Source organism: Pseudobacteriovorax antillogorgiicola (assembly GCF_900177345.1).
Classification (GTDB): Bacteria; Bdellovibrionota_B; Oligoflexia; order Oligoflexales; family Oligoflexaceae; genus Pseudobacteriovorax; species Pseudobacteriovorax antillogorgiicola.
In genome coordinates, this window is sequence record NZ_FWZT01000043.1 from 1 (window position 1) to 22,495 (window position 22,495).

27 protein-coding genes are annotated in these 22,495 nt (G+C 46.7%); 15 read left to right on the top strand and 12 right to left on the bottom strand.

Annotated elements, in window-relative coordinates:
* Both B9N89_RS31635 and B9N89_RS30175 read left to right on the top strand, forming a co-directional pair.
* Nucleotides 1–237: thiamine pyrophosphate-dependent enzyme (locus B9N89_RS31635; RefSeq protein ID WP_159455745.1), on the top strand; the 237-nt coding region annotated here is incomplete at its 5' end.
* A 9-nt stretch (nucleotides 238–246) separates the two neighbouring features.
* Complete coding sequence (locus B9N89_RS30175) at nucleotides 247–582, top strand: DUF1622 domain-containing protein (RefSeq protein ID WP_132326226.1); 336 nt, start codon at nucleotides 247–249, stop codon at nucleotides 580–582.
* Nucleotides 583–674: 92 nt separating this feature from the next.
* Here B9N89_RS30175 and B9N89_RS30180 read toward each other — a convergent pair whose 3' ends face one another.
* The 3 genes from B9N89_RS30180 to B9N89_RS30190 form a co-directional block, all read right to left on the bottom strand.
* On the bottom strand, nucleotides 675–1,103 hold the full coding sequence (locus tag B9N89_RS30180; protein ID WP_132326224.1) for a hypothetical protein: 429 nt from the start codon (nucleotides 1,101–1,103) through the stop codon (nucleotides 675–677).
* A gap of 68 nt (nucleotides 1,104–1,171) precedes the next feature.
* The gene (locus B9N89_RS30185) at nucleotides 1,172–1,723 is read right to left on the bottom strand and encodes a carboxymuconolactone decarboxylase family protein (protein WP_132326222.1); all 552 of its coding nucleotides are present in this window, start codon (nucleotides 1,721–1,723) and stop codon (nucleotides 1,172–1,174) included.
* A 54-nt stretch (nucleotides 1,724–1,777) separates the two neighbouring features.
* Nucleotides 1,778–2,359 (bottom strand): TetR/AcrR family transcriptional regulator, encoded by a 582-nt coding sequence (locus B9N89_RS30190; RefSeq protein WP_159455746.1) that lies wholly within the window; start codon nucleotides 2,357–2,359, stop codon nucleotides 1,778–1,780.
* Between the two features lie 317 nt (nucleotides 2,360–2,676).
* Here B9N89_RS30190 and B9N89_RS30195 point away from each other — a divergent pair, with 317 nt between their 5' ends.
* From B9N89_RS30195 to B9N89_RS30220, 6 genes are read left to right on the top strand one after another with little or no spacing between them, the layout of a single operon-like run.
* Nucleotides 2,677–3,270: a DUF6249 domain-containing protein gene (locus B9N89_RS30195; RefSeq protein ID WP_132326218.1), complete on the top strand. Its 594-nt coding sequence runs from the start codon at nucleotides 2,677–2,679 to the stop codon at nucleotides 3,268–3,270.
* Nucleotides 3,263–3,787 (top strand): RNA polymerase sigma factor, encoded by a 525-nt coding sequence (locus B9N89_RS30200; RefSeq protein ID WP_132326216.1) that lies wholly within the window; start codon nucleotides 3,263–3,265, stop codon nucleotides 3,785–3,787. Before B9N89_RS30195 ends, B9N89_RS30200 begins: the two co-directional genes overlap by 8 nt.
* Nucleotides 3,777–4,097, top strand: coding sequence for a hypothetical protein (locus tag B9N89_RS30205; protein WP_132326214.1), 321 nt, complete (start codon nucleotides 3,777–3,779; stop codon nucleotides 4,095–4,097). Before B9N89_RS30200 ends, B9N89_RS30205 begins: the two co-directional genes overlap by 11 nt.
* 39 nt (nucleotides 4,098–4,136) lie before the next feature.
* Nucleotides 4,137–4,769: a hypothetical protein gene (locus B9N89_RS30210; protein WP_132326212.1), complete on the top strand. Its 633-nt coding sequence runs from the start codon at nucleotides 4,137–4,139 to the stop codon at nucleotides 4,767–4,769.
* Nucleotides 4,738–5,133, top strand: a complete 396-nt coding sequence (locus B9N89_RS30215; RefSeq protein ID WP_159455747.1) for a YdeI/OmpD-associated family protein — start codon at nucleotides 4,738–4,740, stop codon at nucleotides 5,131–5,133. The genes B9N89_RS30210 and B9N89_RS30215 overlap by 32 nt, the downstream gene beginning before the upstream one ends.
* Nucleotides 5,134–5,153: 20 nt before the next feature.
* The gene (locus tag B9N89_RS30220) at nucleotides 5,154–5,699 is read left to right on the top strand and encodes a thioredoxin family protein (RefSeq protein WP_132326209.1); all 546 of its coding nucleotides are present in this window, start codon (nucleotides 5,154–5,156) and stop codon (nucleotides 5,697–5,699) included.
* Between the two features lie 6 nt (nucleotides 5,700–5,705).
* Here the strand turns inward: B9N89_RS30220 and B9N89_RS30225 are convergent, their stop codons facing one another.
* On the bottom strand, nucleotides 5,706–6,566 hold the full coding sequence (locus B9N89_RS30225; RefSeq protein ID WP_159455748.1) for an NAD(P)-dependent oxidoreductase: 861 nt from the start codon (nucleotides 6,564–6,566) through the stop codon (nucleotides 5,706–5,708).
* Between the two features lie 104 nt (nucleotides 6,567–6,670).
* Here B9N89_RS30225 and B9N89_RS30230 point away from each other — a divergent pair, with 104 nt between their 5' ends.
* Both B9N89_RS30230 and B9N89_RS30235 read left to right on the top strand, forming a co-directional pair.
* The gene (locus tag B9N89_RS30230; RefSeq protein WP_132326205.1) at nucleotides 6,671–7,567 is read left to right on the top strand and encodes a LysR family transcriptional regulator; all 897 of its coding nucleotides are present in this window, start codon (nucleotides 6,671–6,673) and stop codon (nucleotides 7,565–7,567) included.
* Nucleotides 7,568–8,033: 466 nt separating this feature from the next.
* Entirely contained in the window at nucleotides 8,034–9,998 is a 1,965-nt protein-coding gene (locus B9N89_RS30235; RefSeq protein WP_132326203.1) for a GMC family oxidoreductase, read from the top strand.
* A 3-nt stretch (nucleotides 9,999–10,001) separates the two neighbouring features.
* Here B9N89_RS30235 and B9N89_RS30240 read toward each other — a convergent pair whose 3' ends face one another.
* From B9N89_RS30240 to B9N89_RS30250, 3 genes are all read right to left on the bottom strand, one after another.
* Entirely contained in the window at nucleotides 10,002–10,835 is an 834-nt protein-coding gene (locus B9N89_RS30240) for a TIGR02147 family protein (RefSeq protein ID WP_159455749.1), read from the bottom strand.
* Between the two features lie 141 nt (nucleotides 10,836–10,976).
* Nucleotides 10,977–13,058, bottom strand: a complete 2,082-nt coding sequence (locus tag B9N89_RS30245) for an ATP-binding protein (protein ID WP_132326199.1) — start codon at nucleotides 13,056–13,058, stop codon at nucleotides 10,977–10,979.
* A gap of 78 nt (nucleotides 13,059–13,136) precedes the next feature.
* Entirely contained in the window at nucleotides 13,137–13,730 is a 594-nt protein-coding gene (locus B9N89_RS30250; protein WP_159455750.1) for a DUF1062 domain-containing protein, read from the bottom strand.
* Nucleotides 13,731–14,288: 558 nt separating this feature from the next.
* Between B9N89_RS30250 and B9N89_RS30255 the strand changes: the two genes are divergently transcribed.
* Nucleotides 14,289–15,080, top strand: a complete 792-nt coding sequence (locus B9N89_RS30255) for a hypothetical protein (protein ID WP_132326195.1) — start codon at nucleotides 14,289–14,291, stop codon at nucleotides 15,078–15,080.
* A gap of 217 nt (nucleotides 15,081–15,297) precedes the next feature.
* Here B9N89_RS30255 and B9N89_RS30260 read toward each other — a convergent pair whose 3' ends face one another.
* Nucleotides 15,298–15,657: a response regulator gene (locus B9N89_RS30260; protein WP_132326193.1), complete on the bottom strand. Its 360-nt coding sequence runs from the start codon at nucleotides 15,655–15,657 to the stop codon at nucleotides 15,298–15,300.
* 62 nt (nucleotides 15,658–15,719) lie between these two features.
* Here B9N89_RS30260 and B9N89_RS30265 point away from each other — a divergent pair, with 62 nt between their 5' ends.
* Nucleotides 15,720–16,103 carry a PilZ domain-containing protein gene (locus B9N89_RS30265; protein WP_159455751.1) on the top strand — a complete coding sequence of 128 codons (384 nt, stop codon included), beginning with the start codon at nucleotides 15,720–15,722 and terminating at the stop codon, nucleotides 16,101–16,103.
* A gap of 154 nt (nucleotides 16,104–16,257) precedes the next feature.
* Here the strand turns inward: B9N89_RS30265 and B9N89_RS30270 are convergent, their stop codons facing one another.
* The 4 genes from B9N89_RS30270 to B9N89_RS30285 all read right to left on the bottom strand — a co-directional run bounded on the left by B9N89_RS30270 (nucleotide 16,258) and on the right by B9N89_RS30285 (nucleotide 21,289).
* The gene (locus B9N89_RS30270) at nucleotides 16,258–17,976 is read right to left on the bottom strand and encodes a D-arabinono-1,4-lactone oxidase (RefSeq protein ID WP_132326189.1); all 1,719 of its coding nucleotides are present in this window, start codon (nucleotides 17,974–17,976) and stop codon (nucleotides 16,258–16,260) included.
* A 38-nt stretch (nucleotides 17,977–18,014) separates the two neighbouring features.
* The gene (locus B9N89_RS30275; RefSeq protein ID WP_132326187.1) at nucleotides 18,015–19,871 is read right to left on the bottom strand and encodes a carotenoid oxygenase family protein; all 1,857 of its coding nucleotides are present in this window, start codon (nucleotides 19,869–19,871) and stop codon (nucleotides 18,015–18,017) included.
* Between the two features lie 274 nt (nucleotides 19,872–20,145).
* The gene (locus tag B9N89_RS30280; RefSeq protein ID WP_132326185.1) at nucleotides 20,146–20,673 is read right to left on the bottom strand and encodes a GDYXXLXY domain-containing protein; all 528 of its coding nucleotides are present in this window, start codon (nucleotides 20,671–20,673) and stop codon (nucleotides 20,146–20,148) included.
* Nucleotides 20,666–21,289, bottom strand: a complete 624-nt coding sequence (locus B9N89_RS30285) for a hypothetical protein (RefSeq protein ID WP_132326183.1) — start codon at nucleotides 21,287–21,289, stop codon at nucleotides 20,666–20,668. The genes B9N89_RS30280 and B9N89_RS30285 overlap by 8 nt, the downstream gene beginning before the upstream one ends.
* A 64-nt stretch (nucleotides 21,290–21,353) precedes the next feature.
* On the opposite strand from B9N89_RS30285, the gene B9N89_RS30290 reads away from it, so the two are divergent.
* From B9N89_RS30290 to B9N89_RS31770, 3 genes are all read left to right on the top strand, one after another.
* Nucleotides 21,354–21,671: a hypothetical protein gene (locus B9N89_RS30290; RefSeq protein WP_132326181.1), complete on the top strand. Its 318-nt coding sequence runs from the start codon at nucleotides 21,354–21,356 to the stop codon at nucleotides 21,669–21,671.
* Between the two features lie 151 nt (nucleotides 21,672–21,822).
* Nucleotides 21,823–22,230 (top strand): GFA family protein, encoded by a 408-nt coding sequence (locus B9N89_RS32535; protein WP_132326179.1) that lies wholly within the window; start codon nucleotides 21,823–21,825, stop codon nucleotides 22,228–22,230.
* Nucleotides 22,175–22,441: a hypothetical protein gene (locus tag B9N89_RS31770; protein WP_200820822.1), complete on the top strand. Its 267-nt coding sequence runs from the start codon at nucleotides 22,175–22,177 to the stop codon at nucleotides 22,439–22,441. The genes B9N89_RS32535 and B9N89_RS31770 overlap by 56 nt, the downstream gene beginning before the upstream one ends.
* The last annotated feature ends 54 nt before the right edge of the window (nucleotides 22,442–22,495 follow it).

The following is a 22,495-nucleotide window of genomic DNA, read 5'->3' on the forward strand; positions in this document are numbered from 1 at the left end:
TTTGCTGTCAACAAAGCCATAGCCCCGATACACAGGGATTTCAAAGTCTTCAAGCTGCTTGATCAGGAGGCTTTCCTCGTCATTGGAAACTTCATACCCGCTGAGTTCGCCAAACTCTGTGGTGGCGATGGCGTGACGGTGCGGGAGCCTGGGGATTTGGATGCAGCCTTTGAAAAATGCATGATATCCGAGAAGCCCTTCATTGTTGAAATCATGACAGACGCAATGCTGACCTGAGGAGGAAGCTTGAAAGAGTTTTTAGAACCTATCAGCGAAGTTATAGACCTTCTTGGGATTGCCATTTTGGTCGTGGCTGCGCTCAAGTTCTTCTATCAATACTTGATTTTCGAACTCAGACGTTTCAAGGGTCTTGAGTGTATGCAGCTGATGCGGAACATGCGGGTCGAGATGGGAGGTTATATCCTACTAGCCTTAGAGGTGTTGATAATTTCTGACGTGATTCACTCAGCGATTACCCATACCTTAGAGGACTTCTATGAGTTGGGCATGTTGGTCTTGATTCGGACCATGATCGGCTACTTCTTAGGCAAAGAAATCAAGGAGCTGAAGGAGGAGGCTTAGTTTTTTGAAATAGACTCGATTGATGTTGAGGCCACGCAAACTCGATCTCTGGGATCAGATTTTGCGTGGTCTCTTGCGGCATCGAAAGCGTTTCATGCTTCTTGGAACGCTAGGCTTTTTCTCTGGTCTATAGTGAACAAGGTATCATAATCTCGGAGCAGATATAGAGCGAGACAAGCTGCCAGCATGGGCCAGGCCGCGAAGAATAGAAGATTCACGCCTTCATAAGGTGCCAGATATTTGGCGTAGGAGCTGAGTGTGGAAATGGAATGCATGACTAAAACTGCGCCGTAGGTGAATTTTTTCTGCCATCCGATTAGAAAGCCCACGATCAGTGCCAGCTGCAGTCCCCCAATTCCAATAAACAAGGCTTCTGTGAGGCCCGGCAGTTTATAGAATGTCTCGAAGACCTTGGCCGCATGCGCAGGATTCACGAACTTGTCGATGGTCCAGACAAAGAAAACGAGGAACACAGTGGCTCTCAGGGCAGCTAGAGCCACGCCTAGTTTTTTCTCGAGCATGATGGATCTCCTGTATCTTAGGGAGCTCCTAGAGCTCCCGATGTTATTAGCGAATCGTTGAGATGGATTTACTTTTTCCAAGCAAAAGGCTGGAAGTTGGCATCAACGGGCGTCTCGAAGATGTGATTCGTGTAGTTGCTCAGTGTCTTCATAGAGGCAGCGAGGACCACATCGAGAACATTGGCTTCAGAATAGCCGGCATCGATAAAGGCCTGGACTTGGTCTTGGCTCACCCAGCCACGTTCGCCAACAACCTGCTCGGCAAATCGCACGAGGGCCTGCAGTTTCGGGTGCGAAGGCAGTCGCCCCTCCCGGACCGCGTTGATGGGTTCCTGGTCGAGTTTGCTACCAACAGCGACAGCGGTGTGAGCGGCTACACAGTAGGTGCAGTTGTTATCACGGCTGATAGTGACGAGCAGCAGCTGTTGCTCGAGGGGCGTCAGTGAGGTTTTTGATAGGTTCTCACCGAGCTGCATGTAGGCTTGTAAGACAGGATGGGAGGCGGCAAATTCGCCTAAAAGATTCGGAATGAAGCCGTACTTCTTCTTGACTTGACTGAGAAGTTCTTGGCTTTCTTCGCTAGGGGCATTGCTTTCTGTGTATACGGGTAACGTTGACATCTCTCCATCTTTCTTGACCGATAGGTCAAATATAAATTAAAAAAATAGACGGCCTTAGATGATCTTGAGGCCAATCTCATCCAAAACTCCATTCGCAATATGACTCAAATAGGCCCGATCTCTTTTGAACTTGCCCATCTCGCGCAGGGCAAAAGCCCCCCCTACCAGCCGGCAGACCAGGGCGTCCACGTCTGTATCCTCTGGCATCTGTTTTGCCGCGATAGCCGCGACGACCGCTGACTGGAGATTCTTTTCGACTTCCTGAAAGAGTCTGCCACTGAGCTTGGCCCGAATATGATCCTGCCGGCCAAACTCAACACAACTATTCATGATCAGGCAGCCACGCTCGCCCTTGGTATGGCCCCCCTCGTCCACCAAACGTTGAAAAAACTGCTGGAGGTAATCGAGAGGGTCCTGCTTCTGAAAGCCTTTCTTGCGGAAGTCTTCTCCGTACTTGCTCAGTGCTTTGAGGAAGAGCTTCTCCTTTGATCCAAAGGCCCCGTAGAGGCTGCCCTTGAGGAGACCCGTCGCCGCCATCAAATGACTGACTGTCGTGCCTTCGTAGCCATGCCGCCAGAAAACCTGCATGGCCTGATCAAGGGCTTTATCGGGGTCAAACTCTTTCACTCTGGGCATCGGCCACCTCCTAAGAATCATCGTGCCAATACTTGACCTATCGGTCAAGAATGAATTTTCTTGAGCTTTTTTCTGTGGCTTTAACAATCTGAAATAATAGGTAAAATATTTTTGAGTGCGAGCCTGCTGAGGCTGCGGCGAGGAAATCCCCTGCGAATTTAAAGGCATCGGCCACTTCATTTAGGACAGGTGGAAGGATCTTTTTTGAAAAAAAATTGGTACGGGACATCCAATTGCTTGGCGCGAGGTCTCTTACAGAGACAGGGCGTGACAATGCCAGCGCCTTGCAGTTAAATCATAGAAAATAGGAGACGCACATGAGACTTTACTGGTACTTGATGGCTATATTTCTAATGCTTTCTAGCGCAGCAATGGCGCAACCCCCTGCCCCGGAGCTCATCACGGAGCAGCCAGAGGATCGGATACCTGCCGTCAATTTGAGTGTATCTCCGGAGTTAGCCGAAAAGTTGGACGACAAGCAGCTCTATAAATTGGTAAAGTCTGCCATTCACAGCAAGCAGCCTCAACCGGACTACTTTCTCCCTCAGGATGTGATGATTCCGATGGTGGTGTTTTTTTCAATTGTAGCGATTGTATTTATCAGTCTTTTCATTCCTTACCGCCGCACCCGCGATCTCCAGGAGACCTTGCGGGCTATGGTGAAAGAGAACCGAGAGATTCCAGAATCTCTGCTGCTCTCCCTTCATCAGCAGAAGCTGCCGACCGCCCAAGCTGATCTGCGCAAGGGGATCCTTCTGTCAGCCGTTGGTCTGGGCGCTTCGATCATCGTATTTATGGTGAATCCGAATGCCAGCAACGATGGATCTTGGACAGGTGGCTTTCTCCCTTTATTTATTGGACTGGGCTATTTGATCTTGTGGTTTTTGCACCGGCGCAACAAGCATGCCTGAGTCCGTGCTTTCTGATACGGCCTTGGTTCGTCAAGTCCAGCTTGACGGCAATGATGAGGCTTTTGCGGCCATCGTTCGTCGCTACCAGTCACCCTTGCGGCAATTTGCACGGAAACTGCTCAAATCTGAAGAGCAAGGTGATGAAGTCGTGCAGGAGGTTTTTTTGATTGCTTACCGGCGACTTGGTAGTTTTCGCGGGGGCAGTCTGCGTTCTTGGCTGTTGACGATCACCTACCGAGAATCACTCCGCACCCTGCAGCAGAAGCGCAAACCACTGCTGCTCGATGAGGACTACCAGGTGGTCTACGATCAGATCACCCGACTCGATGTCGGGAAGGCCTTGGATGCTCTGGACGAGCGGGAGCGGCAGATCCTCGTGGCCTGGCTTTACTGGGATCGGTCTCATGGCGAGATTGCCGCTCAAGAGGGCGTCCCCTTGGGTACCGTGAAAGGCATTCTATCCCGGGCGAAAAAGAAGGTCCGGCAATTTTTGGGAGGCAGCGTCTATGAGGGATAAGAGTGAAGATCCATGGATCGAAGAGCTCTGGGAGCAATGCCAGCAAGAACTTCCGGATCATGGCTTTAGCCAGCAGACGATCCGGAAGATCGGTCGCATGCAGCAGCAACGACGCTGGATTCTACTGGGGGTTCTACTCGGTTCTCTCGGCATTTTAATATGGCTCTTTCAGGGGGCAGCGATCGCTCCGAGCATGTTTGAGCTCTTCGCACCGGCAAATGCGGACGATTTGGGTCCGGCCCTTGCCGTCTGGTTGAGCCTGCTAGGATTGCTTTTGATCTGGCAGAGCGAAACTGTTTCCTTTCATTGACCCGGGGAGTGTTGGTTGGCGAGCAAGCTTCTCTAGAGTTTGACGCTAGGCGTTCTTGGATTATCCTCACCGGCCTTGGCGCTGGAAGAGGTCAATGATCCGAACGCAACGCTAAAATTTCCTATCTACAACAGTGCGGTTGAAATCAGTGGCTGGAAGAATGTCAAAGCCAAGGATATCTGGCCGCAGATGGATGCTTGGGAAGAGCGGGTCACCGACAAATATCGGCGGGAGCGCAATGCCCCCAAGGTCACCACACGGGAAGTCTGGGATCGTGATCTGCGGGCCCATATCGAAGACCTGCGTGTTCCCCAAGAGATCGATCAGTGGAAGAAACTCGAACAACAAAAGAAAAACGCCCGACGGTGGCGACCGAAGCGCAAGATCGAGCCACAAAAACTAGAAAGCAGCCTGAGCCGAACCTTTGGTAATAATAGCACCTTTGGCGTCTTTCAGAATGGTAATTTCAAATCGGAAACAGAACGAAGTAAGGTCGAGATCGACCAGACTTTTGCCGGCGGTGGCTTCGTATTTGGCAAACGAGTGACCTTGGTGGAGCAAACAACCAAGAGAAACTCGCAAACCCGGACGACTACCCGCTATTGCCATTATGCAGCCCTTCAAAACCTGCCTGGGTTTGATGTTTTTCAAGGGAGAGCTGCTGAAAGATAGCAAGGGCATTTTGATAGACAATGGCCCTAATTCCCAAAGCGCAAAGCGACTCGAGTTTCGTTCTAGCAAGGACGTCACGAAGCTTTCTGCAACCATCAAGTCCTACCTGAAAGAGGCCATCGCACTGGAAGAGTCTGGCGCGAAAGTTGATTTCAAGAAGCAACCCGAAGCGATTCCGGAAGAATTGACCAAGCTCTTCAAAAAGAACGCTAAGCTAAAAAAGGCCTATGCCGCCCTTACGCCTGGTCGGCAGAGGAGTTTTATCTTACATATTTCCAGTGCCAAACAATCAGCCACGCGGGAATCAAGGGCAGAGAAGTGCATCCCAAAGATTCTGGCTGGTAAAGGTTTTAATGAACGCTAAGACTAAACTTGAGGTGAACCATGCTATTAGATTCCAAAGATATAAAATTCGACTGGCAGGCGGCCAAGTTTGACCTCCCAGATCCCGATGGTAAAAGCTATGCTATCGACGAGTTGATGGGCGAAAACGGATTACTTATTGCTTTTGTCTGCAACCACTGCCCTTATGTGAAGGCAATCATCAGTCACCTGGTCGAGGATGCCAAAATTCTACAAGAAAAAGGCATTGGCGTCGTCGCCATTAGCGCCAACGACTATAAAAAGTATCCCGAAGACAGCCCACCAAAGATGAAACTCTTCGCCGAAAAGCATGGTTTCACTTTTCCCTACTTAATCGACGAGGAGCAGACAACTGCCCGGGCCTACGACGCCGTCTGCACTCCCGATTTTTTTGGACTTAACTCCTCTGGGGAGTTGCAGTACCGCGGACGTTTAGACAACCTAAAAATGGGACATGGCGAAAACCGCGTCCCAGAGCTAGTTAATGCTATGAACCTTATTGCCGAGACTGGCAAGGGCCCGCGCGAGCAAACTGCCAGCATCGGCTGCTCCATCAAATGGAAGTAGCAAGAGCTAAGAATGATATAGCGCTATGATTGCTGAAATATTTTTATCGCCTAGCTCATGATCCTTGGCTTGCTGGTATATCTCTCGGCAAGCCTTAGTAATCAGGGGCTGTACCCCTTGGGATGCGATAAGCTCCTCGGCATAGCCAAAGTCCTTTTCGACCAGATCGATGGGAAATAGCGGGTCGAAGCGTTTTTCTGTCATTAGGTTCAGCATCATCTTCATAATCGGTGCTGTGACCGGCAACTCCGGCAGAATATTCATGATGGCTTCATCGGAAAACCCTAGCTTACGCATCGTTTGAGTCATCTCGGCAAAGACTATCGACTGGGTTCCAAAGAGCGTATTGATAACTAGTTTCAAGGCTGCACCCTGACCTCGCTCTTGCAAAGGAACGACCTTGGCTGCTGTAGTCTCGAGGATAGGCTTAACAGTATCCAATGCCTCCTTTTCTCCGGCACTTAGGACCACTAGTTGCTTCTGGTCTGCCTGGGGTCTGGTACCGACTACCGGGGCTTCAAGAAAGGCTAGGTTTCTCTCGCTCATGATGACTCCCAGCTCCTTGGTCCAAGCCAGACTTAAGGTACTGAGATCGACCGCAATCGTCTTGTTATCAATCGCGCTTAATACCCCATGATCAGGGTCAGTCCACACCTGGCGAGAGGCCTCGTCGTCACGCACCATCACAAAAACCACATCAACACCCGCGGCAGCAGCAGCCGGTGAGTCCACCAGCTCCACTCCGCTGATCGCCTTAACTTTTTCCGAGTCGCGATTAAAACCCTTTACCTCGTGACCTGCGAGGAGAAAGTTTTTTACAATCCTACTTCCCATAGCTCCAAAACCTATAAAACCTAACTTGCTCATGATATACCTCATGTCTTGATTGCCAACTTACATTCCTATTATCGTCATGCTAAAATTGAAATAAAGAGACATCTCAGCACTTCATTATTGCGAGATATGCACGAATGGATATTTCACACCTAGCTGTTTTTATTGAGGTAATGAAGAAAGGCTCCTTTGCCGCTGTCGCCAAGGATCGGCATATTGCACCGTCAACGGTTTCGCGGATCGTCGCTGGATTGGAAGAGCATTCGCAGACTCGGCTATTTGAGCGTAATACCAGAAAGCTCGAACCCACCGAGGCTGCCCACTCGTTACATACCCGTTTAGAGCCTTTGTTGGAGGAGATCATTGCCTCCTTTGATGAACTCCAAGACACCTCATCCCAAGTCCAAGGCCCCTTACGGATCACCAGTCCGGTGTCCCTGGGATTGGTTTACCTTTCTCCTTGGCTGACGCAGTTTAGCATCGACTATCCAAAGGTCAGCATCGATTACCTCATGACCGATGATCGCGTTGATATTATCAATGAAAAGATTGATGTAGCCTTTCGCTTTGGCCAGCTCGATGACTCGAACTTTATCTCGCAGAAACTATTTAAATTGAAGTATATCGCCTGCGCCTCCCCAGAGTATCTTCAGCGGGAAGGCAAACCTCGTACCCCAAAAGATATAGTTCAGCATAACTGTCTGTCGTTTTTGATTCCGGGATTTTCTACCAGCTGGAAATTTAAAGCCTTAGGCAAGGCGAAAATATCGGAGTACCCCATTAGTGGAAACTTGCGGATCTCCAACGCTATGGGTTTGAAAGAGTCTGCCTTGCAAGGCCATGGAATATCTTTGCTACCGGAGTTTACGGTGCGGCGAGATTTAGTAGATCAACAACTGATCAATCTATTTCCCAGCTACGAAATCAGCGCGACAAACTTCGATTCCTATGTTTGGGTTGTTTTCCCAAGCCGTACTTACCTATCGAAACGAACCCGGGCCTTGTTAGACTTCGTAAAGCAACAGGATTACTAATCCGTTTTTCCTAACCGAGAAAAATAGACCAGGGAGTAAGCAAAACCAATGGCGCAGGCAATGCTGGTTAGGTAACTGAAGTTGATGAAAAACTGCAGCCAAGTTTGAGTTTGATAGGCAAAGTTCTACAATCGCGACGAGCTTTGGACTGCATTTTTTAATGGAGACGTCGATGCTCGCTATCCTAATGAATACCTGGTAAAAAACCAGGATTGGTTAAATAAGTTGAAAGTAAAGCACAAGGTAGAAGTGGATGAAAATACCATCTAGAATTCTGGTGAGTCAGAGTAATCTTGGATAGAATCGTTGTTTATTAGTTCTAAACAAAATTCATTCTAGCTTAACATTTTAAAACTCTTCTTTTAATATCCCCCCACCTCATGCTGAGACCTAGTCTAAATTGGTAGTGGTAGGCAATGTGGCTAGGAGCATTGAGAATCAGTCGACTAATTTTTGGGGAGATTTCATGGTATCTAAGTATCTGATAAACCGGAGACGATTTGCTGTTTCAGCTGGACTTTCTGCATTCACGTCTCTTTTGTTTAAGGGTAAAGCCATAGCTCAGGAAGAGCTGGACTTCGATCAGACCTATGACGATGTAGCTGACTTTGTGATTGTCGGCTCAGGAGCTGGGGGTGGAACCCTTGCGGCGCGCTTGGTTGAATACGGTTACAGTGTAATTTTAATCGATGCTGGGCCGAAGGAGACCAATATCGCTGGAACAGTGCCAGCATTGCATGCATCTGCATCAGAGGATCCAGCTCGTGCCTGGAAATTCTTTGTCAAACACTTCGAAGAAAACCCTGAACGAGATCCAAAATATGCTGATACCGATCAGGGTGGGCCGGGAATTTTTTACCCGCGCGGCTCAGCTATAGGTGGGTCCACGGCAGTGAATGCCATGATCTATGTTCGGCCTCATAATTCAGATTGGAATCATATTGCTGCAACGACGAAGGATCCGTCATGGCAAGCGGAAAAGATGGAGGCTTACCACAAGAAGGTGGAGTCTTGGTTGATGCCTCAGCAGCCAGAGCTTGGTTTCATCGTTAAGTCGCTCTTTGATTCACCTAAATTGCGTAATATTGTAGTGAACACCATACTTTTGCGGGGCAATGTCGAACAGATCAAACAGATATTCCCGAGGGACCCATTCCGCATCTTGCGAGACTTTAAAGAGTTTGGTTTTGTGGAAGGTGCTAATCAAGCCATCCAGAGAGTTCTAAAGAACTTTAGTCCCAATAAGAAGAGTCGCGGCGACTATGCTCAAGAAGGCGCTTACCTGATTTCCACGGCCACTCACAAGACATCTGGTTTGATCAGGCGCAGAGGGGCCAGAGAACGCTTACTAGAGGTAGAGGCGAAGCATCCCGATCGACTGCGAATCAAGGCCGATAGCTTTGTGACAGATCTGATCTTTGACGAAGCCAGTGATGCTCAATCCCGCGTTCGGGGTGTTATGGTCGATGAGCGACCCTCGGTCTATGGCGCTGCTTACCAAGGGCCAGATGATCTCAAACCAAAACTTAGAACCTACGGTGCTCGCCGGGAAGTGATCGTTGCGGGGGGGGCTTTCAATACGCCGCAAATTTTAATGAATGCTGGCATCGGACCTATGGATCACCTGACTGAGATGGGGATTCGGACTCGGATCGACCTCCCACAGGTAGGGCAAAACCTTCAAGATCGCTATGAAGTTGGAATGGTTTACCAATCTAAAGATGGTCAGCCTATTTCGATCACTGAAGAGTGCTTGTTTGAGCCGACAGAAGCCGATCCATGCTACCAAGACTGGTTGGAGCCAGACACTCAGACGGTTTATGACACCAATGGCACGCTGATAAGCTTTATTCTAAAGTCTGGCTATACCCCCGATCCAGACTTGCTTTGCTTTGCAATACCTGCGGAATTTCGTGGCTATGAAATGGATTACTCGAAGAAGTTAAACCAAGTGCCTGGGCGTTTTACTTATGCAATTCTCAAAGGCCACACGGAGAATCGTGGTGGTCGCGTGCGACTGAAGAGTCGCGATCCATACGATACCCCTGATATAGACTTCAACTACTTCCCTGGTGGCTATGATGATGCTGACCTCAAGGCTGTGGTGAAGGGTATGGAGAGTGTCCGTGGCGTGATGAATTTCGGAGTTGTTGGTCATGAGTGGGACGAGCTAAACCCGACTGCAAATACGAATTTTGCGGAGCATGTGATGAATACGGCGTGGGGGCATCATGCCTCGTGTACTTGCCCGATGGGACTCGATCCACGAAGTTCAGTGGTGGATGCTTCGTTTAAAGTCCATGGAATGGTGAATCTTCGAGTTGTGGATGCATCGGTGTTTCCTCGTATTCCAGGGCATTTCATCGTGAGTTCGGTCTATGCTATCGGTGAAAAGGCAGCAGATGTGATCCATCAGGAATACAAAGCCTAGTGCCTAGTCGAAGATGGGATAGACTTGCACGTTGAAACGCACCAGAGAGTCTGTTTCGTTTCCCGATACTTCAATGTTTGACTGCATGCGGCTGATCGATTGCTTCATATCATCGATCAGCTGCTGATACTGCTTGCGATTCACAGTCAGGACATGACTTTGGAAAATACTCGACTCAGGCTGGGTGCGGTATGTTTTCTGAAGCGCTTGTTTAGCTTCTTCGATAGTTTCTTTTAGATAGCTTACCTCGCTCTCCCTAGAATATTCATTGCTTCTAAAAGGCATTGCTCCGGCCTCTGGGTACTTGTAATAGTCTCCCTCAGACTGCCAAAGACCAAGGCGTAGCAGATCGGCGATAGCGAGTTCAATCTCGTGATACTGGTCTCGGCCAAAGAGCTTAACAAGCTGGCGTAGGGTGGCTCGGTTATCATCAAAAAGATAGAGGCTCACGCTTAACAAAACCGATAACCGGGGGTTGCGGAGTGCAGAAAAATCTATTTCAGACTGAGAAAACGATTTTTCTATACTAGAAATATCGCGGCTTAAGCGGTGGCGATCGTTTGGATTTAGGTCGGCGATATCGAGCAAGGTTTTCTTAACGAGCATCTCGGTTTCAGAAGGAGGTAAGCCGAGCAGCTCGATCAACGGCTTCACGTGTTTTTGATTGAGCTTTTTCTTGCCACTAAGGCACTCAGAAATATAGCTTCGGGATTTCAAACCGAGATGGCGAGACAGATTTGCATAGGAGTATTTTTGGCTTCTCCTACGATATTCCCGTAAAATAGAAAATAGTGCATCGATACCAGGTTTATGTCGAATGAGATCAATTGTATTCAAAATCGTCCCTCCCAAGTGTCTTTTACTCTTGTTAGTACTTTAGCCTTTGGGCTTGATCATGCGATGAATCTTTAGGAACCTTTGGAGGGATTGTTCACCATCGGTGAACCGGAAGCTGCCTTTTTGTTCAGGAGGCTAAAGCTAAGCTCCTAATTTGTGGGGAGTCTCCTTGTGCTCGACGGGGTGGTCGAGAACATCTTTGGGAAAAAACATTTCGAATTTGATTTTGATGCGATCATTTAGACTTTGAGTTGCAACGACTTGAATTGAGCCGCCTATGTCTGATAATGCAGATTTGACATAATCCATCCCTAAGCCTCGTCCAGAGATATCGGTGACTGTGTCTGCCGTCGATAGGCGAGGCTGAAAAATTGCATCGAGAAGGGTTTGCTGGTCTTGGTTGTCTTTCTCGATGAAACCAGCCTGAGTTGCTTTCTCTCTTAGCTTCTGTAAAGAGATTCCTTGGCCAGAGTCTTCATAAGTAATATGAAGATGATCTTCGTCAATTTCACTACGAATCGAGACAGAGCAAGGGCCACCATTTATGAAACCATGGTCCACTGAATTTCTAAAAAGGTGAACGAATACGTTTTCGAAAGTTTCTATATGGGAGCGGGATATAAAGTAGATTTCACCCTCAAAGCTAACTTCAAGTGACTGTTGATTCATGTCTCGACACTGCTTGTCTGCCCCTCGAATCTGTTCTTGCAAAACATCGGCGAGGGTAATCGAGTAAATTCCCTTGAGCCGCATCAGAGCCCCTTTGAAATGTGAACTTTCTAGTTCATTGGGCATAGCCACGGCCACTTCAAGAAACTCTCGGTAGATATCGTCGAGCAGCGTGGTAGGCACGGTAACCCGCTTTGATTCCAATTTGATCCCTAACTTTTCTTCGGCGACCCGGCGATATTCATTATTTAAGCTGATGAGGCTGTCTAATTGTTGAAACAGGTGGGTCTTGTCCTCCACAGGAGGCTTTGTGCTCATGAAGACATCTTCTACTTCGTGAACTTCCGATGAGATCTCTTTAAAATTAAAGGTGCGTGCCATGCCTTTCAGGGTGTGTAGATCCCGAGTGACTTCGTTGAAGACGCTGAGGGAATTGCCTTTCGATAGCAGGTCTCGCGCTTCCGAAAGGAGCTTCTGGGCCGATAGGAAAAATCGAACTAGTTGCCCCTCACTAATGTTTGCGATTGCCGAGAGCCTCTCGATATCGAGTTTGTTCTGGCGGTGGGTCTGCTCCAGAGCCCTCTCTTTGGTTATATCTGTGAGAACGACCAAGATTTTAGCAATGACGCCCTTACGGTTTTCAACAAAGGACCAATCGATCTTAACAATCTTCTCTCCAATGTGAACCTCGCGAGGTGCGATGTGAGCATTCGCTTCAAAACAAATGGGTTCCTCATCCATTGAGGCTTCCAGTAGGGATTTGATGTGGCTCAAGTCTTCCGAGCCTAAGTTCATCTTCGAAAATACCCGTTCAAAGGGGTTGGTGTGGGCCACAGAATCGTTGCCAATGAAATGGACCAAATTTTTGGAGAAGTCGTCTCCTATGGCATAGCCATGTTTACCCTTTGCAATCGAAAAGATCGCTTGATGGATGGAGTCAAGGATAGCTCGGGTATTTCGGGCCTCGAACTCAGCGTTATTCTTTTGACGCTTTGATTCATTCAGGTAGCGGTAGGTTGTAACGCTAAATATACCAGCGCAGACGCCACAGAGAAGATACGAAAAGAAATGATTCATATAGGCGTAATAGCGAAAAAGAGGTGATTCCATTGGGAATTCGAAGGCGTAAGAGTTGATAAGTAACGTGCACGAAAAATAGCTGATAATCGAGAAAACTACAGCAATGATACCAACTCGGATTCCATTCAATAGAAAGGTCGATTGAATGGCTATCATCACATACATGGCGGCCGAGGAATAGGCATTGCCAGTGACAGATGTGATCAGAGTGAGGGTAACCACTGCCGAAAAATTAGCTATAATCGTCGCAATCCAGGGCTTGTCCCTGATGGCAAGCACCAAGGCAATCACTGCCGGGATAAAACCAACAAAAATGACAAATTTTTGAGCAAGGCTGTTTTTAAGGAGAAGATCGTAGACTAAGATGTAGGGTGACCAGCAGATACAGTAGCTTAGGATGAACCCGATCGCCATCTTACGGCTGATCCCAAGGCCTTGCATGATCTCTCCTTGCGGCTGTTGTTTCCTCTCCATAAATTCTATCACAGCTTAAGCCCATCGCGGGCTTAGAGGCTCAAGCTGTGACTAAAAATTACTTTGAGCCACCGTAGGCTAACCACCCACAGATAAATTATTGCCCAGCAAAATAGTTTGACCGTGCTGAGGCGGTCGTCGATACCATGCTTTCGAGTCTCTTGACGAGCGAATGAACTGCCTCTTGATTAAATCCATTAGCTTTGATCGGGAGATGTCTAGTACCTCAGCTAACAGTGAGTCTATGCGCTTATTGCATTGGCCCTCAAGATTCACCGTTATGATGGCTGGGCAGCTCGAATCTAGATCGATATCGAGACCCTTGATGAACGGAGAACTTGCCACAATATCTCCACGGGTAACTCCTTTGATACCGTGAATATCATTTGCATATCGCTCAGCTAGTTGATGATCGTTGTCACGGAAGCAACGTAGGGTTGTCGAATCAATTTTGGTGACGTGTGTCCTTGCTAGAATCTCTCTATTCCAAGTTTGATCACACTGGCAACACTTATAGATAAGCCAGACATCCAGTAGCTTGTGGTTTCCATTAACACGAAACTTTCGAGACGAATTGAACTCTCTCTTGGATTGGCATTTTCTACAGTAGCGAAGAATCGAGGGAGTTGATTGGCTTGCGATGGTCCAGGTAACATGCTTGTAAGTTGTCAATGGTGTCTCCGATCTGGGAAGGCGAAGACAAGCAGAGAAAGCCGGCGGCATAAGACATGCCCGTGACGGAAGGGTGGCAAACTCTGAGATGCTTAAAGCGAAGTTCTGAATGGGAAAACCACTAAGCCAAGGTAAGAGTTAGCCAAACCTCAGCTTGTCGACGCACTTTCCCATAGAACAAATGGAAGAACTTGGTGCTATTGGCAGCACAGTCTTCGTTGTTAGAAAAAGTGTTTCGATTCAGAACTGGGTTTGGCTATAAACTTGGCAAAACAGACCTCGATGAAAGTTGATTTGGGAGCCTGAGATAAGTGCAGGCAGAAGTCTTACAGCAAGACGTGTTCCAGCAGGGTAGGATTCTATAGTACAGATATTACGGTGGCTTACCATTGATTGTGTACCTATTCGGCAGCTGAATGGCCGAATATAGACCGAGCGCGGCTCATTTTGGGTCAAGGTCGGCCCATGCTGGATTGAACTATTCTTCGGCTTGTTCGCAATATTTAAGTTGGCTTAGTGTCTTTTGCAATTGGTATAAAAATCACCTGCGGAGATACAATGATACGCTCTGTCTTTATGACTATGTTCTTGATACTTTTGACTTCCTGCGCCAGCCACTTACCTGGAACGAAGGGCATAGACCCCAAAATTGACTCCGAATCTTCTGATTCAACTGCCCCACTTGAGATATCGCTCGATCGTATTGACGATCTCTCCAGCCCTCAGTACCAGGCCTATCTTGTAAGCTTGCAGAATAATCGTAAGGACTGGACGCGGGTAGCATCCATCCAGCTACGTTTTTACGCTGGTGGTAGAGAGCCAACCTTTCTCCTTGGCGAAGATCTAGCGACCTATCTGAAGTCTGTAAAGAGACGAAATAATATTACAGAACACAATAAGCAGTTGGCTATCAAAGGCCTAGCGTTCATTTCAGCCCCCATTTTGTTTAACCATCAAAGTTGGGCCAGACAAGCTGGTACCATAGGTTTGGCCAGCGCCCTTAGCTACGATCTTGCCCAGAGAGTGATCAAAGAAAAAGGGCAGGCGGAGTTTGCCAAGGCATTGCCTGAAGGTCATGTTCTTAAATCCTTTTCTATTCCACCGGGCCTATCGAACACCGCTTGGGGTGTGATCAAAATGGATGAGAATTACGATTACCGTTTGATTCAAGTGATTGTTCGTGAGAAAGACGGCACCACCAATGAATTCTTCATCCCCTCTAGCGGCCTAGAAAAAGAGGCCGAGAAAGTTTACCAAGCACGGAAGAAAAGGAAGAACAGGTACGCGAGCTATCAAGAAATTCTGAACGAGAAGATCAAGCAGTTGACTGATAAGATCAAGAAATCATAGACGACGAGATAAACATAATTTTCCTGGGTGAGGCCATCCCACCAATGAGTCTATCGACTCAGGAAACGTCCTCTCCCTCTAGGAGCTATGGGCACTAGTGCTTAGTCACATTGGATTCTCGGCTAGGCGTCGAGGAATGATTGAGGAGATAGTACTCCCGTACAGCGACGATTGAGAGACGATGACAACAACGCCGAGGATTCAATGTGACTAAGCACTAGGCTGAAAACTGTGCATTGATTAACTCTCCAAGGGAATCATTTTCAAACGGCTTGCCTACAACGATAATCGACTTTGAGGAATCTGATTCGAGAATAAGCTCTTCCTCAAAGCCTGTAATCATGATTACAGGAACTTCATTGTTTGATTCAAATATCTGATTAATCATCTGCTCGCCATTCATCTTTGGCATTATATAGTCAGTTACGATTAGATCGACGTTTTGTTGATCATAATTTAGCACAGCCTCTTCTGGGTCGCTGAAGGGCAGTGGAGTGTATCCAGCCAATCGAATAAAGCTAGTCAGAATGTCGAGAATATCAGGATCATCGTCGACAACCATAATACTTTTGGTCATGCTTCGCTCCAGTGTTATACTCTTCAAATAACTAGTCTATCTTCCTGCGAGGGTACTGTCTATTGACTAAGTGTAGCCGTTACAACGATCGAATAGAGTTCGACAAAACTATTAGCGTTATCATCAAGAATACCAGACTTAGATTCTCATGCTACTGGCTAAAATTGAAGGACCTCTCGGAAAATGGTGTAGGACTTATCTACAATGGGAAGGGAATTCTTCCTCTTAAAATTGGGGACTTCATTGATATAACTTTGGATGTGCACTGTAGACAGTTTCAGCGCCCCATCCATTTGGTGGCAGAGATTATCCATCAAACTTCATCTAAAGATCCGGATGATGAAACGGAAGTGATTTTCATAGGGGCTAAGATTACCAATGTTGATGAAAGACACCAAGTGCAGTGGAAGGAAGATCTTGCTACTATTCTGAAGGTTTCAAAATAAGGTTGAATATCCTGAAAGCTTGCAGAAGCTTTTCAATGGGGAAAACTTTTCCAAACTTTGAGTAGGAGTCGCAAAGCTTCATAACCAACAAAAAAGGGGAACAAAGTTCCCCTAAAAAATCGAATTCACAAGAAGCCAAGAAACTAAGTTAGAACTACTTCTGGCAGACCATGGCTGGTCGACTTCCTGAAAGCCGTGCCTCCTGGGAATTGAAAAAGGCAGCCTCGACACACTTAGCTCCCTTCTCACAATGGCTATCGTTTTGGCAATAGCATTCTCCAGTCACGTTACAGCCAGGTACCAGCAGCTCATCAAGACTCTGCTCTCCCGTAGCTCTGCGGAAAAAGGGGTTCACGAAAACACTGTTCGGATCTAATTCCTCTTTCGCGTCAAGAAACTCAGAAAAGCGAGGATACTTATTAGCGACGTCTTCGAAAATAGCCGGAGAATTCTTGCCCCAGTGAGGTCGACCGTCGTACTTACGAAGGGTCATCTGCTCAATCTCCAGATTGACAAAGTAATTTTTGGGCACTTTCTTTCCAAGAGATCGACGGTCGATGCCTTCTTCAAGGGGAAATGCTACCCCTCCCTGGCGAAGCGTGTATTCGATACTTATATAGGCTGTATCCCGCCCAGAAGCCATCCCAAGGTAACTATCTGAAGCTTTTCCGAACCGGAAATAGATGCCATTGAGTGGAAAGCATGTTCTAGGGTTTGCAGCTAGCAGGTTCTTCACATCCCGAATCCAATCAGGCAAATCATCCAAGGCAATCGCAGTTTCCTGGAGCTGAATCGGTAAGAAATCCCAGACACAATCGGCATACCCACCTTTACATGCAAAATATTGCATGTCGTAACTCATACCGATCGCGCCTTCTACTCTCTTGCGAGTGCCTTTTTTTGCCCAATAGGACTCGGCACGGCTTTTGTAGCGTTGGTTAGCAACAGTGCACTGCAACCAAGTGCCGGGGACCTCATGAAGGAGCTTAAATACCCCAGAAAATAGAGCCTCTTTCAACCAGGAATTATCAGCCTGCGCATTGAAAGCATCGTTTTTCGTTGGAACTGGTTCGTCATCGACCACCTCATAGCTAGTTACCGTATATTTACCCAGACCAGGAAACCAGCCGATGTTGGTGGAATAAGAGTTTCTCGCCAGATCTAAAATAACCTCTTCCAGGTTACTGTCGTTGTCATATGCTTTCGCGATCCCTCTTACCTTAAACAGTGGCTCCATTTGAATGGTGGCTTCCACTACGATCCCGAGGACTCCAAGATTGACCCTAGCAGCATCCAGTTGCTCACCTCTCAGAGTTATGATCTTGGCCATGCCGTCTTCATCAAGCTGACTTGAGACGATTTTCATCTCTGTCACGTAGTCTGATAACATAGAGCCTTTCTTCATTAAGGTCGATCCATGGGTTCCGCTCCCCAGCATTCCACCTATGGAGAAGGTCCCTAGTTCTGTAACCATATTGACAGCAAGCCCTTGTTCTCCAGCGATACGATTGAAAACATCAAATCGCATTCCCGCTTGCACAGTCATCAACATATTTTCACGATCTATGGCTACTAACTGATCGAGCCCGTCCATGACAACCTGATAACCACCTTCGTCTGCACAGGCAGCATCAATCTGACTTTTAAAGTTACTAGCATTAGCCATGACTTTGAGATCGTTCGCAACAGCGTCACCAACAATTTTTTGAATGTCTTGATAGTTTTTTGGTTCAACCACGTTCACGTTTGCACAACGATAGGTATTCTGATAGTTGCTGACCGAGGCATCATCCTTAAAAATCGAGTAGGCTGCGAAGCTACTCGACACTCCTAGTCCAGCAAGCAAAACTATCTTTTTCGAAAGTAGGTTCATAGCGATCATTTCCTTTACTATTTACAATTTCAACTCAACTAGAGAATTCTTGGATAAACTTCATTCCTTACGATTCGCCTTACCTCTTCCGAATGGTCATCCAGTCTATCTTCGTAGAAGCGATAGCTGTCTGCTTTATAGCTTGCTTCTGGCCTAGGACCAATACTGGGGACCCACATGGCATGATTTGTGGCTGCAAAATCAAAATCTGGATGACCAAGCTTGCACACTGGACCTGACGAAAGGTTATCAGCAGCAAAGACCCAAAGCTCCTTGCCGTTTCCACCTGGATTGGTAGCTTGACTCAGAAAGACAGGACAGATGATGTAGCCATCCTTCTGGCCTTGAAAACTATCCCCTTTCTTCTTTAGATATTGTCCAGAACGTGAGATTGCATCTTCTGGAAATTGAAAGGAATCGACGATGGCTTCTTGATTGCAATCATAGCGAAATAGAGCTGACGGTTTAGGGTCTTTGGGAAGGTCGCGAGATTCTAATATTTTGTCTGGATAGTCTCGATAGGCTTTCACACCCCGTTTGACAAGTAGCTCGGGGCGATAGCCATTGGCTATGTAGAAAATATGCTCGAACCGATTAGGAAAGTTGTAATGGCCATAGTAAATAGGGTCGTTCACATCCCAACAGAGTTCTTCATCCCGTATCGTAACAAGGGAATGATCGATCAGACGTGGCTCCGAAGCTCTGAGATCGACGCGACCACTGACAATTCCGCCAATGTCGTGGGGTGCAATGGGATAGCCAGCGATACTCTCGTCCACACGCCCGCCATGATAGAGGGACTCACCTCTGTAACTAGGTTCTGACTTATCTGAAGCGGATAGATACTGAGCAAAGAAACGAAACTCACTGCCTTGTTGGTCATCATAATCTACCAAAACATCGCTCGTATCAAAAGGTAATACATACCGATGGGCCATTACAGTGTCACTGTCCCTGCGTAGATCTTTTTTTCGTATAATGTAGGTTGGAGTTGTGTTGGTTTGAGGAGTGATCCCTTTTAAGCCAATGGTTCTTAAAAATTCAACCCTAGCGGCCGTATCGAAGATAATAATCAAATTCTCCGTTACCGCGATGGAATGGACGGTGCCGATAATTTGAGGAGATGAGCCATCAAAGGTCTTCACTCGCCAATGCTTTAAGCGACCCACCCGATCCCACGACACTAGGTTGAGGAACCCGCTAAGAGCGGAGAGTCCGCCATAGTTTACCGTATAGGCATCCCCATTTCTTTCATCGAAATATGGATGAGCCGTGGTCCTTACCTGCGGGAAAAGCCATTTTTTAGGTGTGAACCAGCCTGCGACGCCGTTGATACTAGGGCGCCATTCATCTGGGGTTCCCACTGAGCTAACCACTTCAAGACTAAGGGGATCAATCTCATGAGGCTGACCTCCTTCGAAAGTAAGGACAATGCGATTGTCTCCCATCCAGATAGGTGCGGTATTGTTGAAGTTCATAAAACCTAATGAACTACTTAAGTAAAATAAAGAACCGTAGAGCTTGAATTGGTCTCGGGACGAGCTTACATGATCCATCAGGATAGCTGAGGGAGTTTGGACGAGAGCTCTCTTGAACGAGATTGAATGAGGCTGATTGAAATCGACACGACAAATCGCGCCCCGCCCCGCAGGAGTAAAATGCCCTGTTTCAAGGGCGATTCCTTCCATGAAGAAATAGTGGCCGAAGATATCATCTGGCATATCTCCTTCCAATATATCAAGTGAGCCTGCCGATGATTTTAAAGGCGCATTCATGATTCCTACAGGAAACGAACTCAGTGAATCAATCTTTTCGTTACCCCAGAGTGGCCCCGTAAGGGAATGCCCTCCTATCGCGACTGCTGATGAAAGCAATGTTCTACGACTGAATTCCATGGTTCCCCCACATCGAAAGTGCAAGATATTCTATTAATACTATTTGAGTGTCTTTTACAGACTAAGGATTTTATCTGCAAGGGAAAGAGCCCCTGTAAAGGATTCCTAAACTGTGAAAACACAGATTTACTTACTTGATTCTTATGAGGTTAATTTCATATGATATGCCTGGAAAGGAAAATGTAGAGCTAAGTGCAAGCACTCCATTTACGATTGATAGGATCGCTATCTGAGAATATCTTCTAGATCGCAATAGCGTTCCCGCTCAAAAATGTCACTTCTCTAGGTTCAACTCTTTAAAACTCTTGCGGTGAATCAATAAATCCCTTGCAATCGCGCGACCATCTGGCAAAAGGGAGACTTTAATAAAGCTCGGTTCGGGAAGACGGGCAAGGTCATCTTGGTAGATTTCTGGGATGTAAAATCTTTCAACACCGGCTAAGAAGCTATTACCTTGACATTTGCCCTTTAGGAAAGTTGAACAAGCAGGCTTTGATGCACACGTTTTATTCCAATCTGCTACCAGTAGGGGAAGGGGTTCCGGAAAAGTTTCAGATTCGGCCTTAGATTTGAGACAGATGCAGTTTAGAACTCTATCATCTTCACATAAATTTCTTTGTTTATCTAAAACAAGCCTATACTGAATATAGTGCCCTGAGAAAAGGTCTCTAGGATCGTAGCCAGCAACTTCAATATATGCCTGAGTGCCTTCGGCAATTTGTTTTTCTAAGTGCATGACCCACATCCCTAAATATATCAATCCAGGCATGGTCAAGATAACGACTTTGGCCGCTCTATTCATGGTGCGTTCCCTTGTTGCTGAAAGTCTTCAGTCGAGTTTTATTCCAAACCCACATAATCATTAGAATGACAAGACCCGATAGGATTAAGCCAATTCCGGTTGTAAGTAGGTTGCCAAAGACTTCTAGGTAAAGTACAATCACTCGCACAGAAATAGCTGCCGTAACTCCATTGAATAGAGTTGTGATCCCCTGTAGTAAACAGATTCTTGCTAGCACAACGGAAAGAGTAAAGAAGCTTCCTGCACCTAGAATTTGTCGAGTCAAGGTGGAGTCTGTCTGGATCTCTATACTAAGGCAGAGAAAGAGACTTAGCAGACCTAAGTACAAAGCCGTCACCCTATGTTGATGACGCTTGCTTTGATCACCACCAGGCAAAAAATTGGCAGATGCTATAAGGAGAACTGTAGCAATCGCTGGCCAGTAATTGAATCTATCATTGGCATCTAGAAAGAACATATTGATGCTTATGGGGCCAATAATGTAGATAAGTGCCCGTCCTACGTATCTGCTTAGTAAGAAGAACTTCTGGGCATGTTGAAAAATTGAATCCAGAAGATATGGAACCAAGCAAAGAGCAATCATAATCCCAGACCGTAAGTTTGGGTCTGAAATCATTGTTGTATTAACACTGCCCCAGATGAGAACAGACAGATACGAATTAACTACTTAGGAGTGGGCTATGGAAACTGTCGATTTAGCACAACGAAGAACACAAAAAGAGAACGAAGAAGCGGGTCCAAAGTCAATTGAGCTGGCAGATCAGATTAAGGAATTGATGCATGGCTCCGACATTATCGTTTGTGAGACAGCTATTCGAGACGTCTACGTCGATATCTTGGCAGAGCTATATCGAGAGCTTGGAACAGCAGAAAAAGCAGATCAACTTCTCTGTATTTCGATGGGAAACATCCTCGAAAGAGGTATCGATGATATCAAGCATGAATATGGTGTTGAGTATGAGGACGGTGTCCTTGTAGACGAACAAGAAGAGGAGTAATTATGATTGGGCAGGCTGGAGGTGGAGATGCAATCATGGATCATGTAATCATGGGACATGTGGTCATTGCTTAGGTAGCTGAGCGAGGGGAACATCCCCTCACGCCTAGTGCACGATCATTTGGTTAACTAGTTATAGGAATGAGTATAGTATGTACAAGGGATCCTGCCTTTGTGGCCAAATTAAGCTGGAACTTTCTGGTAAAATAGACTCGATAATTCATTGTCATTGTTCAAGGTGTCGCAAAAGCAGTGGAACCGCCTATGCGACTAACGGATTCGTCGACAGAAAAGACCTTTCAATAGTACAGGGGGCTGATCTGATGAATTTTTATGAATCAAGAGAAGGCCGAAGGAAGTACTTTTGCTCAGTGTGTGCTTCACCAATATATAGTTCAAGCTCGAAAGACATTTCAAGACTAAGGCTTAGGCTAGGTATCTTAGATTCGGATATAGTTGAAAGGCCTATGTCTCATAATTTTGTCACATCGAAAGCGAATTGGGATGATCTTGACAGCATTTTGCCAAGGTATGAATCTCACGAACCTGGGCGAAGGTAAAGAGAGTTTAAGATCTCTCTTCAAAGCCTTACCAGAGAAGATGAATATGAAAAACTGTGGAAGGCAACAAGCTATGAAGAAAGCAGCGAAAATAGAAAACCCGCTAGCAACCCTTAGGGGTGGTATCCTGATTGGTGGCAAAATCGGGGGCCAAACCGGGACTACTTCTAGCGCTATGTGCCAGGGGAGTGTGAGACAAATCTGCCGATAGATTAGTATAATGTTTGCGCGGTAGTGAAAGGTCTCAAAATGACAAAGAATCAAG